We start from the raw sequence: 15981 nt of genomic DNA on the forward strand, positions 1-15981 counted from the left end.
GAAAGTTGTTCGAAACTTGGTGATGTAACCCCACAAAACGGCGTAAGGCCGCAGTTCAAGCCTGCCCGTCCGTATGACGCGTTGACGTTAATGACTTGGATCGCTGGCTGTCCGGCACGCCGCGGTCTAAAGATCCTTCCTCAGCCGTTGAGCCAAGGCATTGAAGCTGCAGCGGTTGTAGAGCGGGCGTGCGTATCACCTCTGGCGGCTGGAACGAAAGAAGGCGCTGCGCCTAAGACCTAGGATTCTCCACAGATCCCCGCGGAACAAGTGGACAGCACCCCTGCGCCACCGGAATCCCTGCCCCGTGCTAACCGCCGGAACGATTCGGCACCCGCACGGATTCGTCCCGCTGGAGTGATCTCGAATGCTGATGACGAAGCAACGACGGCCGGCGATCCGTACCTTAGGGGGATGGGCCATCAATTTGCTGCAGGAGGCCGGCGCGATTTGCGAATGCGAGGAACATGGCTGGGCCAAAGATCGTGCCGACCCGCACGCTCGGAAACGCGCGGTCGCGCTTGCGCGCCAGGATCCGCCGGACGGCGTCTCCGCCGATCAGGCCGTCGCCGAGATCAACGATGTCCTCGATTCGATCGGCGATACCTGTCCGGAGTGCCCCGACGAGCGCCTTTGAGGCCTGCGGCAACGACCTTCGCGTACCAGCGGCATAAGGCGCGTTCCTGGCCATGTGGCGATTGAAGTCCGGCGCGCCGTCTTTCCACGAGACCGGCGCTCGCCCAGCGCGCGCTTGACCTCGTCCACCGCGCGATGCGCGGGCGCCTCCAGGTCCGGGTCCTTGTCCGCCTTGGCGTCGCGGACCGCGCGCCTCGCCGCCATCAGCCGCTTCACCAGCCTTGCGCGCTCACCTTCTGTGAGATCACGATGGCCATTCTCCACAGGCGACCGCGGACGACGAAGTAGCGTCCGTCCGGCGTTACCGGAAGCTTCATGCCGATTTCCGCCGCGCCCCTGCCGCCGGTTTCTTCGTGGACGTCTCCTTGGCGGTCGCCTTCTTGCCCGCGATCGGCATCAGCATCTCCTTCTGGCCGGCCGCCGCCTTCCTCGGCTTCTTCGCCGGTTTGTCCGCCTTCGCGGCCTCCTTGCCGACGCTCCGCCGCAGCGCCTCCATCAGGTCGACGACGTTCTCGCCCTTCGGCCGCTCCTTCGGCCGGATGACCTTTCCGGCGCGCTTTTCGTTGATCAGGTCGATCAGCGCGGTCTCATAATGGTCCTCGAACTTCTCGGGCTCGAAGCGTCCGGCCTTCTGGTTGACGATGTGTTTGGCAAGATCGAGCATGTCCTTGGTGACTTTCACGTCCTGGATCTCGTCGAAATATTCCTGCTCGCTGCGCACCTCGTAGGGGTAGCGCAAGAGGGTGCCGACGAGGCCCTTCTCCATCGGCTCCAGCGCGATGATGTGCTCGCGGTTGGTCAACACCACGCGCCCGATCGCGACCTTGTTCATTTCGCGGATGGTCTCGCGGATCACCGCGAAGGCGTCGTGGCCGACCTTGCCATCGGGGCGGATGTAATATGGGCGGATCAGGTAGCGGGGGTCGATGTCCGACCTGTCGACGAACTCGTCGATCTCGATGGTGCGCGTGGACTCCAGCGCGATCTCCTCGAGCTCTTCCTTGGATACCTCGATGTACTGGCCCTTCTCGAGCTCGTAGCCCTTGACGATGTCCTCGTTCGGCACCTCGTCGCCGGTTTCCGCATCGACTTTCACGTATTTGATCCGGTGGCCGGTCTGCCGGTTGAGCTGGTTGAACGAGATCTTCTCGCCCTCGGAGGTGGCCGGATAGAGCGCCACGGGACAGGTGACGAGGGACAGTCTCAGGAAGCCTTTCCAATTGGCGCGCGGGGCCATTTACGCAGAACTCCGGTTCGAGGCGGCTTGGATTCAAGACGAACGGCCGGCCTCGGTTCCGACAACGGGGAGCGACATTCAGGACCGCTCGCCTAGCTACTTTCCCGGCCGCCCGCTTCCATCCTCCTCGGCCGCCCCAGCAGATAGCCCTGCATCTCGTCGCAGCCTTCCTGGACGAGGAGCGACATCTGAGCCTCGGTCTCGATGCCTTCGGCGAGGACGGAGACGCCGAGCCCGTGGGCGAGGCCGATCACGGCGCGGACGATGGCGAGCGAGCGCTCTGGTCGTCCTCCCAAAATTGGGGCTCTTTGACATCGTCCGAGAAGTCGAGGATGCACGGGAGTGGCGGCTGCGTGGCGTTAACCGAGACAAGGCAGATAACGCCCCATGGGTCCACCCTAGCGAGGAGCGTTAGTGCGACTATGACCAAATTTGCGGCTGAACGTCCCTACGCTACCCCGAGGCCGCCGCCCGCAAGCTGGTCGAACTCGCCTCCAGCATCGAGCCGGTGCAGGAGGATCGCATCCATGTCGAGAAGATCAACGCGCCGTTCCTGTACGTCCTCAAAGCCAGCGGCGAGGAGTTTGGCGCCGGCATTCGTTGCGCGGTTCAGCACGGTTGGCTGATGATCCACGAGAGCGGGACGTACGTGAAGCTACTGACGGGACTGCTCGCAGACTGGGTCCCAAACTGTCGTGCGAGCAGCCCGTTCCTCGCGGCGTGTCAGCACGTCACTTTTGCCGCCCTTTTGCTTTTGGGTCGTTCATCGTGGCGCCGGGGTTGGCCGAGCTGGGACTGCTTGATGCACCCTGTCCGGTCGTAGCAGCCGGGGTATCTCCGCCGCCTCCGGCACTGGCTCCGCTGGCCCCACTTGCTCCGCCGTCTCCGCTTCCACCTGCGCCTGCGCCGGCACCCGCGCCGGCTCCCGCACCCGCGCCGCCCGCACCACCTGTCCCGCCCCCAGCTCCTCCGCCTTGCGCCGAGGCTGCGGCAATCGATCCGAACACCAACGCGGCTGCCAAGGCAATCTTTGCGATTTTCATGTCGGTATCTCCTTGCTGAAGTTTGCAGAAACGGAACGTCGCAAGGATCGTTCCTAAGGCAGCGCCAAATCCAGAGATACTGCCGCAAGGGTCTATGCGCCTGACCTTCCAGAGCTCGAGCGCCGCTAGCCAGCAACCATCAACGATCGGCTGGGTTACAGCACCAAACAAACCTGGAGGTCGCCATGAACAAAGATCCCCCACTGACACCGGACGATTTCCCAATCGAAGTGCACAGGGAAAAGCTCAACCAAAGGGGCGAGCCGGTCGCCTTTGCCGAGACGGAAGAGCTTGCGGGGGAGATCGCTGAGCGGCTTAACGAGCAGGCCTATCAGGACGAGCAAGATCGTTGGTCGGCTTAGAAACGGCGTGGCCGAGCCTTTGAGTGCGGCGAAGTGATGCAGAACGCGCAGAAGTACATCAACATCGCCGCTCTAATCGCGCTCGCTGGTTGGTTTGGTCTCTGTTTCAAGATGGGCTGGTACTGATGGAACGGCTTGCGCCCGGCGTAGATCACATCGGTCCCAGCCTGAGGTTTTCGGATGAAAAAACGAGCTGGGACCGAGCGGTCTGCCGCTGTCTGGATCGGCAAACGCTGTTTCATCCCGCAAAACGATCCCTTGTGCATTCAAATTTGTAAATCGGACGCACAACGAAGGCCCAGTCCGGGGTGACGAACTGGGGCCTAGTCGGACTCCACGCACGCAAATTGCGCGCTCGAAGGCCTCGGCTCTGCTTCCTCAGAGCTGAGGCCTTTTCGTCGGCAGACGAGGAACTCGCGACGCCGGCGCGGTCAGATTTTTCTGCGCTTTCCCATTGAACCTTTACTCGAGCCGCCGGACGAACCCTCAATCGGGGGGAAGCCAGAGCTAGAGGTTTCCCATGCGCACGATCTTAATTGCATTCGCGGCCGTTACCTTTATCGGTGCTGCAACGACTTTGCCGTGGTCCTACCCGCCGTCGACCAAGCTTCATGTCGCCAGCATAGCCATTGGTCACTGCAAGAATTTCCACAGCTGGGCCGGGGTAAAAGCGTCCGAGCTACTGCCCGACTAAGCAAGTCGGAATGCGGGAACAAGGCTTTCGCGCGGCGGAACCCCTGCGGCCGCCGGATTTTGCCGGCTCGACCTTCCCTGCTAAGCCGGGGCCGTTTGGATTCGCTTTTTTCCGGCGTCTGCGCCTGTTTCGTCTTCATGCATATGCTTACGAGCTTTGCTTGGCGACGGCCGGCAAGCAGGTCTCGTCAGGACCGGGCTGGATTCATGAAGTGAAACATGACGGCTACCGGATGCTGGTCATCACGAACGCGTGCGACTTCTCACGCAACGGCACCGACTGGACCGAGCGCTATCCCTGGATTGCCGAGCCCGCGCTGAAGAACCGGCAGAGGCATTTCGTGACCGATGGTGAGGCTGTGGTGCACGGCGTCGATGGCGTTTCCGATTTCAACGCCCAGCACGCCCGCAAGCACGATCACGAGGTGCAACTATACGCTTTCGATATCGACGCAAACGGACTCATCGTCTCAGCGGTCATGGGGATGCTTTTATTTTTGAGTCAAGCTTGCGCTCCTCGTCCGCCACAGCAAGTTATCGTGCAAGTCGTTTGGTCCAGAGACTCCAACGACAGATAGGGCCTTTGTCGCACACAGCGACTTTGTCCGAGTTCAAATCGAGCCTTTCGGAGAGCCTATCTTCGTCGTACGATGCCTCCCCCGAAAAGTCGGGTGAACACGAGACGGCGCGAATTCCTCCGGGCGCCACGGCGGCCTGTTCGTCTCCCACTGGTGCTGAGGCGATCCGCAGGGATTGACCGCAAGTCGGCCAGATGCTCCTCCATCGCACGCGCCGTCTCTTAGTCCGCCAGCAGACTGCGGTGATCAATTCGATCTGAGCGCATCTGCCGTATCGAGCTAGCACGCTTTGATCTTCGACCAAGAGATCAAAAGTCAGTCATACTGGACGATTTAATTGCCTTAGTCGGGGCGCCGACCATGTCCGATCAACGATCACTAGCTTCCGACATAGGATCATACCGCGGCGCCAGCTACGTCGGCGGTCTGGTCGTGATTGGAGCGATCTATCTCGCCGCGGCAAAGGGCGGCCTCGCCCTCGCCTCTATTCATCCCAGCGCAACGCCAATTTGGCCGCCGACAGGTGTCGCGCTGGCGGCGGTGCTGTTGCGGGGATATCGAACTTGGCCCGCAATCTTTGCGGCGGCGATGATCGCCAATGCGACGACGGCGGGCTCCGTTGCCACCGCAATTGCGATTGCAACCGGCAACTCTCTTGAGGCTGTCGCCGGCGCGTATCTCATTAATCGGTGGTCAGGCGGGTGCGACACGTTTTCAACGCCAGATTCCGTTGCAAAGTTTGCCTTGATCTGCGTCGTGATCGCGACACCGATCAGTGCCAGCATTGGACTAACCAGCCTGGCACTCTTCGCGTACATCGAGCCGAAGAACTTCGCGGACGCGTGGATCACCTGGTGGCTGGGAGACGTGACCGGCGCACTGGTACTTACCCCCGTTATCGTGCTGTGGGCACCAAACCACCATCATGCCTTCAACCGGCACGATGTTGTGGAGACGGCCGGGGTCCTCGCGACAGCGGCGGCTGTTGGCCTCATTGCTTTCAGCCCCCTGATCGAGCAGACGCCCGGCCGAGATCCACTCGGTTTTCTGGCGATCCTGCCCATGCTATGGGCGGCGCTGCGTCGCGGTCCACGCGATACCGCAACGGTTGCCCTCGTGCTTGCGGGTATCACGATTTGGGGGACTCACACGGGCGGCGGCCCCTTCGCGACCCAAGATCTCAATGCGTCATTCCTGCTGGTGTTGATGTTCTTGATCAGCATTACCGTTCCAAGCTTGCTGCTGAGCGCCGACGTCGAGGTCCGCAAGAAAGCGGAAGGAAGCCTGCGCAGCGCGCATGTCGAACTTGAGCAGAAGGTCGCAGAACGTACGCAGGAACTGCAGCTCGCTAACGCAGCGAAATCGCGGTTTCTCGCCATGGCAAGCCATGATTTGCGGCAGCCCTTACATGCATTGGGACTGTTCGTCGCACAGCTGCGCACGCCGCTCAGACCGGAGGAAAGGACAAGGACGATCGAACGGCTCGACGCAACCCGCAAGGAAATGGATGAAATGTTCAATTCGCTCCTGGACATTTCCAGGCTGGATGCCGGGATGCTCACCCCCAAGATCACTGAGTTCCCGATCGAGCGCCTGTTGCAAAAAATCGAGACGGCGTTTGACCAGGCGACGCAGAAAAAAGGTCTGCGGCTACGCGTCAGGCCAAGTGACGCCTGGGTGCGTAGCGACGCGATGCTGCTCGAACGCATCATGCTGAATCTGGTATCCAATGCTGTGCGTTATACGTTGCAGGGCGGGATCCTGATAGGATGCCGTCGGCGCGGTGAAATGTTGCGCATCGAAGTATACGATACCGGCCCTGGCATTCCCGAGGATCAGAAGCACAATATCTTTGGCGAGTTTGTCCAGGTTCTCACCTCAGAACACAACCGGTCCGGCGGACTGGGCCTGGGCCTGGCCATTGTCGACAGGCTTTGCCTGCTTCTCAACCATCAAATCGACCTGGCTTCGACTGTGGGCCGAGGTTCGCGATTTGCGATCCTGGTTCCGAAAGTCGATCAATGCGTCAGATCCGCGGCGCCCGCGGACTTACCCCACCCCGGCACCTTGACGGCCGACGGCAAGGCCATTCTTGTCATTGCCGATACTCCAATCGTGCAGGAGGGAACGGGCGGATTGCTTAGCAAATGGGGATACTCGGTTCTAGCCGCCGGATCCGACGAAGCTGCCCTTGTCCGAGTTGCCGAGCGCGAACAACGCCCCGATCTCATAATCTCGGACTATCATCTCGCAAGCGGGAAGACCGGAATCCGGGCAATTGAACAAATCAATGCGGCGTTTGGCTCGTCAATTCCCGCCATTCTCATCAGCGGCGATACGGCAGCTGAACCTTTGCGGGACGCTAGGGACAGAGGATACATTTTGCTGCACAAGCCCGTCGACCCGATGCAGCTCCGCGCTGTCATGCATGAGCTCCTTCGGGATCATGACGGTGGAAGAGGCACCGGAGCAGTTTCATGATTCAGATTTCGGCGGCCATTCCCAGCCCATTTTTCCGACCTTTATGACAGCCTCAGTGCGCGTTGCTACGCCGAGCGCCTTGAGAACGACCGTGATGTGATTCTTCACTGTCGGCACGGCCATATTGAGCGTCCTGGCAATGACCTTGTTGCTTTTTCCTTTCATCAGCAGCGCAAGTACGTCGATCTGACGATCGGTCAATCCGAGCCCCTTGAGCGAGGCGCGCGCCAATGGCTTATCTGCGAACGGCGGACCCGCTGTTTCCTCCAGAATCTTCGAGGGAATGTAAACTCCGCCGGAGAACACCAACTCAATAGCGTTGAGCATCACCTCACGTTCCGTGGTTTTCGGGATGAAACCCAGCGCACCAAGTTTGAAAGCGCGCCTGACCGTATCCTGATCATCGGAGGACGAGAGAATGATGATAGCAATCGTCGCATAGCGATGGCGCAGTTCGCAAAGGACGGAGAAGCCGTCGCGGTCAGGCAAATTGATATCGAGCAAAATGAGGCTGATATCGGGATGCTGCTCGACGAGGTGCATGGCCTCTCGACTGCTCGAAGCTTCCAATATCACGGCTTCTCGCTTCAATTGCTTCAGGACAGCGTGCAACGCCTCGCGAATCAATGTGTGATCGTCAACAATAAGTACTTTCATAAAAATGCTCTCCGTCTTCTGGCCGCCCGGAGATCAATGAAAAATCATACACCCACCTTCGAAACCGTCCATCTTATCTCTGGTCCGGCGGCTCGCCGTCAGGCACTCAAAGTAGGCGCCGCGCGCTGCTGTGTGCTATAGTTGCAATCGGCACACAATCGTAAGGAAGGAGCGCACTGCGTGAAGCGCGCCGCTCGCCCGCCCTTCGTCCACGCGAGCGATAAATTGTCCATCACGTGCCGACCCGTGTCAAATAGATGCCGTGGCCCGACGGTACCTTGGTCATAGGACCTAGGCACCTCTCTGTACCGACCTTCGGCCGATTTACACACTGCGCCACTTGAATGATGATGTCGACAGTCCGTCCTCTCCATCAGCGTCTTGCCCAGCGCGGCCATTGCTCAATTGCTGTCGTGGCCAGGTCGGTGTGAAGCAACTCTGAACTGCGGCGCTGTCACGAACCCGCAGCATGGCCGCGCTTTTTTGTCAGATTCGATACATCTCCATCGTTCCTCTTGGAGCGTGCGCGCACGCTGGACGAGGCAAGCCAATGCATGATCGAACTGCCACCCTGACGCCATCGGCGGGCGCGCTGCCGGACCTGAAAGCCAACGGCCGCGACGTGCGCATTGATGCCTGCCGTGGCATCGCGCTCTGGTGCATCTTTCTTGATCATGTCCCCAATAACGTTGGAAGCTGGCTGACGCTGCGGAACTACGGCTTCAGCGATGCCGCGGAAGTGTTCATGTTCGTCTCAGGGGTCACCTGCGCACTGGCCTACGGCAAGGTATGGAGCTGCGAGGGATGGAGCAGCGTGATCCGCCGGACGCTGCGGCGCAGCTGGGACATCTATGTCGCATTTCTGCTGCTCACGCTCGCCTGCGCCATCCTCGTCCACATCGCTGGCGTGGAACGCCTTGCCGACGAGAGCAATACGCGCATTCTGTTGGACCAGCCGGGCGCAACGCTCGCGCACGCGGCGATTCTGCAATACCGCCCCGTCAATACCGACGTGTTGCCGATCTTCGTGCTTCTCCACCTCCTGTTCGCGCCGTTGCTGTGGTTGCTGCTCCGACTGCCGAACGTGACGCTTGGCGCCTCCCTGGCGCTTTATGCGCTGGTGCACATGTTCGGCTGGTCCTTGCCGGCGTGGCCAAACGGCCACTGGGCTTTCAATCCGCTGGCCTGGCAGCTGCTGGTGGTCCTTGGCGCGTGGGTGATAATCGAGGGCGAAAGAGTGCGGCCCTGGCTAACGTCACGCATGGCGCTCGTGCCTGCCGTTCTCTATCTCGTCCTCAGCCTCGTCATCGTATTGAGCTGGAGAATCAAGCCGCTGGAAACGTTGATCCCGCAGGGGCTGACGAAGTTGGCTTACCAGGTGGACAAATCGAATCTCGATCCGTTGCGTCTATTGCATTTCTTGGCCCTTGCGGTTGTGGCGGTATGGTTTGTGCCGCCCAATCGACAAGCATTGACGACTGCGGTAATGCGCGGCGCCATCCTCTGTGGCAGACACTCGTTGCCAATCTTCTGCCTCGGCGTCCTGCTCACGCTCGCTAGCCTCCTGGCGCTGCTCGACATATCGGCGGGGGTTGCGATGCAGATCACGCTCAGCGTTGGTGGCGTCCTGACGATGATCGTGGCGGCGACGCTGCTGAACTTGATCAAGAACAAACCCAGGCCGCAGATCGTTGCACTGCCGTTCAGTGTGCGCGCCCAGGAGGAAGCCTGGGGCACCGTTGGCGGGCGCACCCTGCAGGCGTTTCGCCGAGGACTGCGCGAGTTCGGATGGGCCGGCGACCATCGCCTCGTCAGCGAGCGGCAATCCCACCAGGGGCCTCGCTTCGCAGACGAATTGGTACGATCAAGAGGGCTTAACGTGAGCGAGCACCCGGCCATGTCGAGCGAGGTGACGTAGCTGCCGATCAGCAAGCGGGCGATGCGCAAGCCGCGCTTCCACTTGGTCGCCCAGCACGCTCCAGGCGATGAGCACGACAAGGCCGAGCGCCAGCGCCGCCGCGGCGGCCTGGCTGCAACTCGAGTCGGGGCGAGATTCCGAACGCCTGTGACATCATCGACGCCGCGCCTTTCGAAAGCTGAAGGCGCTGCAGGCTGCCGCACGCCCCCTCACCCCTCCACCCTATACAGCCTCCATCGTTCCGGCACCCCCTTCAGCCGGTGCACGCCGTGATCCTTCAGGCTGATCGCGGACTGCGCCGTCATCAGCTCCTTCACCGCGCTCGACAACAGCACCTCTCCCGCGCGCGCCTTCGCCGCGACGCGGGTGCCGATGTGGAAGGCGAGGCCGACCATTTCGCCGCCGCTGATGGTGTATTCGCCGGCGTGCAGGCCGACCCGGATCTCGAGGCCCAGCGTGCGCACGGCTTTCTGGATCGCGGTCGCGCAAGCGATGCCGGCGGCGGGCTTCCTGAACGTCGCCAGCACGCCGTCGCCGGTGGTCACGACCTCCTTGCCGCGACACGTCTTCAGCTCCTTGCGGACGGCGGCATAGTAATGGCCCATCACCTTGGTCCAGCGCGCATCGCCGAGCTTGGCGGCCTTCGCGGTCGAGCCGACGATGTCGACGATCAGGATGGTGGCGAGCGCCTGCTTGAGCTCCGCGCTGCGTGCGGCCGATGGGCGCCGGTTCGCGATCGGTCCGGTCAGCGGCTCATAGCGATGATTGCGGCGCCGCGCGATCGCGGCTTTTGTGTAGTCCTGCGCGCGCTGCGCGGAGCCGCAACGAACTGTCTTCTCCTGCGGCAGACGCGACCAATAGACCTTGCGCCCATCGCCGGCGCCGTGCACCTCCACGGCGCCCCACTTCAGGAAGACTGCCGAGCCGACGCGCCTGACGCACCACGCCTTCGACGTGTATCCGGAGACGTTCGACTGATGGACCCCGATGCGAAGGAATTTCGGCATGAACGTGCGGCCAAGGACCGTTTGCGCGTAGCTTGGCGCAAAACCTAGTCGCACAACCCGGCATTGGCAACCGGACTCCCACGGCAGTTTTTCGGCGACGACAGGCTGCAGAGCACGGCGATGATCCTGATCATCTCACGCGAGCTCCGTCGACCAGTCGTATTCCGCTCTTGCGGCCGAGCGCGTCACCGATTCGGCGGCATCGGCGCTCGAGGCCTTTTCGGCGCGCCGCTGATAATCATCGGCCAGCAGCTGCAGCCGGGTCGCAACCACCTCGTCGGTCATGCTCCGCGCTGCACGGAGCAGGCTCTGCGCCGTTTCCATGTATTGCTTGCCTCGTCGTGACATCTGGAGCGTCATGGGATCCTCGCACGGTTCTCTGGGGGCAGCCGCCAACGAAATCAGCTTACGAGTCCTGCGCGGTAATCTCTTTCACCAAGCCGACCTCAATTGCGCATCCGCACGACGCGCGGCACGGTACAGGGGCGGTCGAGACATGGGTGGAACAGGCAGCGCGGTTCCGTTGACTGCGGCGCCGCGAGCTTCGATTGGCACTTCCTGCGGCACGGCGCGTTGCGCTCTTTTCGAGGAGGCGCAGATGACCAAGACCAAGGCTTCCCAGACGCAGGACGCAAGGACCGCGATCCAGCCAACGCTCAATCCTGGCGATGAAGCCCCGCCCGGAACCATCGGCACCGGCGAAGACGTCTGTCCCGACTGTCACGGCAAGGGGCGCATCGACGGCGCCCCCTGCGCTACCTGCGGCGGAAGTGGGACCGTCGTCCGGGCGATTGGCGGCGCTTGACCTTGCTCCGTCGAGGAAGACTTCATTTTCCTAGCAACGATCGGGCCATCACGCGTGTTTTCGGAGCGCCCCGGGGATAGCATGATGAAATGAGGCTTGATTGCTGCAACGACGGAGGTGCGCTCCTTCTCCCGCTTGCGGGAGAGGGTGCTTCCACAATGGGACAATCCCCAAGAGGAGAAAGCCCTCACCCGTCGCTTCGCGCCGACCTCTCCCGCAAGCGGGAGAGGTGAATGAGCCACAGCAATCGATTCAACCTAAAGCCATCCCGCTTTAGCCCTGCCCTCACCCCTGATACGCAAACAGCTCGATCGGATCGCTGAAGCCGCGCACCTCGTGCCTGCCGACATGCTCCAGCCCGAACTGCTTCTCCACCAGCTCGGCGAAATCGCGTGACAGCAGCACGTTCCTGCCGAGCTTCTTGGTCAGCGCCTCGAGGCGGGAAGCCATGTTGACGGCCGGGCCGATCACGGTGAAGTCGAGCCGGCTCGATGATCCGATATTGCCGTACATGACATCGCCGACATGAACGCCGATGCCGTAGTTCAGCGGCGCGCGGCCGGTCGCGCTGTTCCGTTCGTTCAGCGCGACCATGGCCTTGCGGGCCTCGGCCACGGCATGCAGCAGATTGGCGCAGGCGTTGGGCGCATGAAGAGGGAAGATGGCGAGCAGTCCGTCGCCGATGAATTTCAGGATCTCGCCGCCGTGCCGTGCAATCGGCTCCGACATCGCGTCGAAATAGTCGTTGAGCAGGTCGATGACGTCGTCGCGCGGCCAGTTGTCGGAAATCTTGGTGAAATCCCTGAGGTCGCAGATCATGATCGCGGCGCGCACCGTCGTGCCGCTGCCGCGCCTTGTGGCGCCGGCAAGGATCAGCTCGCCGGCATGGGAGCCGACATAGGTCTCCAGCAGCGTGCGCGCCAGGCGGTTCTTGACGCGGATCTCGCTGACCAGCGCCAGCACCGGCAACAACTTCTTAAGGCCGGCGATATCGCCATCGTCGAAACCGCCGGGCCGATCGGTCGCGAAAGTGACGATGTGCCGCTTGCCGAGCGTATGGTAGAGCGGCCAGGCGACATAATCGGTGAGGCCCTTGGCCCGCATCTCGTCATAGAGGGCGTGCTTGCGGCCGAGCGAAGAATCCTGCTCGAGCCGCTCGCGCACCTCGGCGGCGCCGTCGTGGATCTCGTTGGCGGGGCTGCCGATATATTCGGACCGCTCGCGCACGTCATAGTCGACCCGCGCGATCTCCGCCTCGCGCATCCCGTCGGACCACATCATGCGGGCCCCCAGCCATTGCGGGTGGTGGATCAGAATGTGAAGCGTCGCGCGCTGCACCGGAATGCCCGCTTGCTGCAGGCGGATGCACATCTGCGCGAAGATGATGTCGAGAAAGCGCTCGTCGCGCGTGCCGTTGGTCAGCCAGTCGACGACGCCGTCGGCCTGCATGGGGGCATGGTTGTCTGGCACGTTCATATCCTTCCCCTCGAGCTGCAGCCTATCGCGAAGCAGATATCGTGCTCCGGCCGGGCGGCGTCAACCTAGCCAGTTGCACGGATTGTGCGCAGCTAGCCGAGGAGCCGGATCGATCCCAGCACCGCCAGGCCCGACACGAGCGCGAGCTGCGATGGTCCGGCCAGTTCGACTTTCAGCGTGCCGTTGCGGGGAATCGCAAGGTCCTCATTGTCGAGACGGATGCGGCATTCGCCGCGGGGGGCGTAAACCAGATGCGCGCCGGCGGCGAGCCGCCGGCCGACGGGCTCCCTCAGCGCGACGAGATCGATCTCCGCCGCACCGCGCCGCGCCATCAGGTTCACGACCTCGACGGGACCGGCCTCGAGCTCGGTCACGATCTCGAGCTCGCCGGCGAAGCGTACGGTCGTAAAAGCTTCACGTTCGTCGAATTCCTGCGTCGGCGACTTCAGCACCAGCCCACGCCCGTCGACGACCATCTGCAAGCGATCGATGCCCGGCATATGGGAGAAGGGACCGGGCGCGACGATCGGCGTCGAGGCAAAGCGCCAGAGCAGGCTGTCCCAGCTCTTCTGCGGCGCATCGGCCCGATGAGCGTCCGCAATATCGGTGAAGATGCCGCCGCCGTTCTTCCAGGGCGAACGGGTGTAGTTTTCGGGTTTGAGCAGCGTGATTTTCATGTCTCGAGGTCGTCCGGGAACGTCGGGGTTTGTACCCGAGTTTGTGGCCCGGATGATATCGCTATTTCGACGTCAATGCTGCCACCGGCCGCCAATGACGTCGGGCGCGGCTGCAGCGAGCTGCTGGCAGCGGTCCCGCATCAGCTCGGCCGGACGATCGTGGCCGCGCTGCTTCAACACGGCTTCGAAATCGGCGAGCGCCGCTGCAAACCGGCCTGCGCGATAGAAGGCAAGGCCGCGCTCGTAGTCCTCGATCCAGGGGCCGCCTTCGCTTGCGTCATCATTCACCATCCCGATCAGCTCGTGAACGGAGAGTCCCTCCTCGCGTCCGTAGACTGCGACGCTGTCGATTTCGCGCGTGATGAGCGTGCCGCGCGCCAGACATTCGGTCGCCGCGCCGATCAGGATTTGCGTGCCATAGGATTTATTGGCGCCTTCGAGCCGGCTCGCAACGTTCACGGCATCGCCGATCACGGTGTAATTCAGCCGCAGCTCCGAACCGATATTGCCGACCAGCATGCGGCCCGAATTGATGCCGATCCGGATCTGGAGCGGCTGACCGAGATCGTCCACGAGGCCCGACTCGTCGACCGCCCTGCGGCAGGCGAGCGCCGCGCGGCAGCATCGCGCGGCGTGATCGGCTTGCGGCTGCGGCGCGCCCCAGAACGCCATCACGGCGTCGCCGATGAACTTGTCGATGGTCCCGCCATTGGCGACGATGATCTCCGAGGTGAGGTCGAGATAGCGCGACAGCAGCGGCACCACGCGATCGCCGAGCCGCTCCGACAGCCCGGTGAAGCCGGCAATGTCGATGAACATCACGCTGAGCTCCTGGACGCTGCCGCCGGGCCTCGCCTCGACGCCCTGGCGCAGCAGGCCGCGGACGAGATCCGCAGGGATGAACTTGCGGAAGGCGGAGAGGCCGGCCGCCATCTCGGCGATCGCACCGGACAGGCTCGCGATCTCCTTGAGCCGCGAGGGATGGCGGCGGACCTGCTCCAGCGCGAAGGCCTCGACATGGCGAAGCTCGCCGACGACGCGCGACAGCGGCGCGGCGATGACCGACCGCGCCAGCATCGCCGAGGCCAGCGCCGCGAGCACAGCGCCGATGGCAAGACCAAGGATCAGGCGGTGCAACGTCGTCTCGACCGGCCCGAGAAATTCAGCCTCCGGAATCACGGTCGCGAGCGACCAGCCGGGAAACGGCAGCGGCGTCAGCGCAACCTCATAGGCCGCGCCGCCTGACGTCAGCTGGCTCCGCCAGGCCTCCTTGTGGCCGGCCTCACCCGCCTTTTCGAGTGCGAGGCGCGCGAGCGGCAGCAGCGTCGTGTCGCCGCGCGCAGGGTGCAGCTCGTCGGCCTCCTTGTCCGGCGCCGCAACGAGCTCGCCGCTGCCATCGACGATGAAGGCGGTGCCGGTGCGTCCGACCTCGAGCTGCGACAGGAACCGCGCAAGCCTGGTGTATTCGATGATGACGGCAAGCACGCCCTGCCGCTCCTGATAGACGTCGATCGGGCCGGCAAAGGCGATCGACGGCCGCTCGCCGGTCGCATGGTCGATGACCCTGAACCATTGCGGGTCGTCCGCGCTGAGCCCGGCCTTGAACCAGGCCTGGTCGGCGACATGGAAAGAGGTCGGCTCGAAGCGGCGGTTGGCGAACTCGATGTCGCCGGGCACCACGTCATATTCGTCGACGCGGCGCTGGCCTTGATGATCCGTGAGCGAGATCTCCATCATTTCCAGACGCCGATCGCCGAGCTTGTGCGCGGCGAAGAAGGAGCCGTCAGGCCAACCGAACGCCACCCAGGAAATCGTCGCCTGCGACTGCAATTGCGAGAGAAAGACGAACTCGCGCTTGTCGGCCTCGCGGGTGTCGAGCACGTTCTGGAGGAACAGCGTGCGGATCGCGGTGTGGGCGGCGCGCGCCTCGTCGACGATGGCCGAGACCTCCTTGCGCACCGCCGCCACGATCTGCTCGTTGATGGTCGAGGCGAGCTGCCGGCTGGTCGCCTCCGCCGTGCGCCACCACAGCAGGCTGGAGAGCGCGGCGGTCAGCAGGATCGCGGCCAGCACCAGCGCGGACACCGCAAGGCGGATGCTGACCGTCAGCCCTGCGATCGCATGAAGCCGTCGTTCGGGATCGACCTTCATCGCTGTCTTCGCCTGCGCCTCGTTGGGTCACTGACATTGCCTTACGCCGCCGGCGCTCGTTCGTTACGTCTGGCAGGAACGGACGCCGGTCGCCAATGCCCGGAGGCTAACGTCTCGATAGAAGCTGGGCATTGGCTTTGCGCCGACGCTTGCCCGCTAATCCCGGCCCAAGCGCACCGCTCGTGCGCCCGATCCAATCGGTCTCACGGATTCGTGAGCAGCCTGGCAGTAACGCGGGCGGCGCGCGGAGCGAAGGAGAT

Annotated in this window: 14 protein-coding genes and 2 pseudogenes; 7 read left to right on the forward strand and 9 right to left on the reverse strand. The window is 62.8% G+C overall.

Annotated elements, in window-relative coordinates:
• Positions 1-367: 367 nt before the first annotated feature.
• Positions 368-637 carry a hypothetical protein gene (locus YU9_RS0103485; protein WP_027571512.1) on the forward strand — a complete coding sequence of 90 codons (270 nt, stop codon included), beginning with the start codon at positions 368-370 and terminating at the stop codon, positions 635-637.
• Positions 638-949: 312 nt separating this feature from the next.
• On the opposite strand, the gene YU9_RS0103495 is transcribed toward YU9_RS0103485, so the two are convergent.
• From YU9_RS0103495 to YU9_RS47400, 3 genes are all read right to left on the reverse strand, one after another.
• The gene (locus YU9_RS0103495) at positions 950-1873 is read right to left on the reverse strand and encodes a Ku protein (protein WP_027571513.1); all 924 of its coding nucleotides are present in this window, start codon (positions 1871-1873) and stop codon (positions 950-952) included.
• A 92-nt stretch (positions 1874-1965) separates the two neighbouring features.
• The gene (locus YU9_RS0103500) at positions 1966-2169 is read right to left on the reverse strand and encodes an EAL domain-containing protein (RefSeq protein WP_027571514.1); all 204 of its coding nucleotides are present in this window, start codon (positions 2167-2169) and stop codon (positions 1966-1968) included.
• 152 nt (positions 2170-2321) lie between these two features.
• Positions 2322-2489 carry a hypothetical protein gene (locus tag YU9_RS47400; RefSeq protein ID WP_156951650.1) on the reverse strand — a complete coding sequence of 56 codons (168 nt, stop codon included), beginning with the start codon at positions 2487-2489 and terminating at the stop codon, positions 2322-2324.
• A gap of 612 nt (positions 2490-3101) precedes the next feature.
• On the opposite strand from YU9_RS47400, the gene YU9_RS48850 reads away from it, so the two are divergent.
• From YU9_RS48850 to YU9_RS40915, 4 genes are all read left to right on the forward strand, one after another.
• Positions 3102-3278 (forward strand): hypothetical protein, encoded by a 177-nt coding sequence (locus YU9_RS48850; protein ID WP_198028200.1) that lies wholly within the window; start codon positions 3102-3104, stop codon positions 3276-3278.
• A 520-nt stretch (positions 3279-3798) separates the two neighbouring features.
• Complete coding sequence (locus tag YU9_RS47405) at positions 3799-3972, forward strand: hypothetical protein (RefSeq protein WP_156951651.1); 174 nt, start codon at positions 3799-3801, stop codon at positions 3970-3972.
• Positions 3973-3982: 10 nt separating this feature from the next.
• A complete protein-coding gene (locus YU9_RS47410; protein ID WP_156951652.1) occupies positions 3983-4549 on the forward strand; it encodes a hypothetical protein in 567 nt (188 codons plus the stop codon).
• Between the two features lie 360 nt (positions 4550-4909).
• Positions 4910-7030 carry an MASE1 domain-containing protein gene (locus YU9_RS40915; RefSeq protein ID WP_084298892.1) on the forward strand — a complete coding sequence of 707 codons (2121 nt, stop codon included), beginning with the start codon at positions 4910-4912 and terminating at the stop codon, positions 7028-7030.
• Here YU9_RS40915 and YU9_RS0103530 read toward each other — a convergent pair.
• Positions 7025-7687, reverse strand: a complete 663-nt coding sequence (locus tag YU9_RS0103530) for a response regulator transcription factor (RefSeq protein WP_027571516.1) — start codon at positions 7685-7687, stop codon at positions 7025-7027. The two genes, YU9_RS40915 and YU9_RS0103530, sit on opposite strands and share 6 nt — an antisense overlap.
• A 550-nt stretch (positions 7688-8237) precedes the next feature.
• Between YU9_RS0103530 and YU9_RS40920 the strand changes: the two are divergent.
• Positions 8238-9344: pseudogene (locus YU9_RS40920) on the forward strand (OpgC domain-containing protein); the annotation flags it as partial.
• A gap of 470 nt (positions 9345-9814) precedes the next feature.
• Here YU9_RS40920 and YU9_RS0103540 read toward each other — a convergent pair.
• Together YU9_RS0103540 and YU9_RS0103545 are read right to left on the reverse strand one after the other, a co-directional pair.
• Positions 9815-10612 (reverse strand): adenylate/guanylate cyclase domain-containing protein, encoded by a 798-nt coding sequence (locus YU9_RS0103540; RefSeq protein WP_027571517.1) that lies wholly within the window; start codon positions 10610-10612, stop codon positions 9815-9817.
• A 135-nt stretch (positions 10613-10747) separates the two neighbouring features.
• Positions 10748-10972, reverse strand: coding sequence for a hypothetical protein (locus YU9_RS0103545; RefSeq protein WP_051380329.1), 225 nt, complete (start codon positions 10970-10972; stop codon positions 10748-10750).
• Between the two features lie 238 nt (positions 10973-11210).
• Here YU9_RS0103545 and YU9_RS40925 point away from each other — a divergent pair, with 238 nt between their 5' ends.
• On the forward strand, positions 11211-11417 hold the full coding sequence (locus YU9_RS40925; RefSeq protein WP_036016910.1) for a hypothetical protein: 207 nt from the start codon (positions 11211-11213) through the stop codon (positions 11415-11417).
• 285 nt (positions 11418-11702) lie between these two features.
• On the opposite strand, the gene YU9_RS0103555 is transcribed toward YU9_RS40925, so the two are convergent.
• The 3 genes and pseudogenes from YU9_RS0103555 to YU9_RS40930 form a co-directional block, all read right to left on the reverse strand.
• The gene (locus YU9_RS0103555; RefSeq protein ID WP_027571519.1) at positions 11703-12893 is read right to left on the reverse strand and encodes an adenylate/guanylate cyclase domain-containing protein; all 1191 of its coding nucleotides are present in this window, start codon (positions 12891-12893) and stop codon (positions 11703-11705) included.
• Between the two features lie 92 nt (positions 12894-12985).
• Complete coding sequence (locus YU9_RS0103560) at positions 12986-13570, reverse strand: HutD family protein (protein ID WP_027571520.1); 585 nt, start codon at positions 13568-13570, stop codon at positions 12986-12988.
• A 61-nt stretch (positions 13571-13631) separates the two neighbouring features.
• Positions 13632-15721 (reverse strand): annotated as a pseudogene (locus tag YU9_RS40930) (adenylate/guanylate cyclase domain-containing protein).
• Positions 15722-15981 lie beyond the last annotated feature (260 nt).

The organism is Bradyrhizobium sp. WSM1743, from assembly GCF_000473065.1.
In the GTDB taxonomy this organism is placed as follows: Bacteria; Pseudomonadota; Alphaproteobacteria; order Rhizobiales; family Xanthobacteraceae; genus Bradyrhizobium.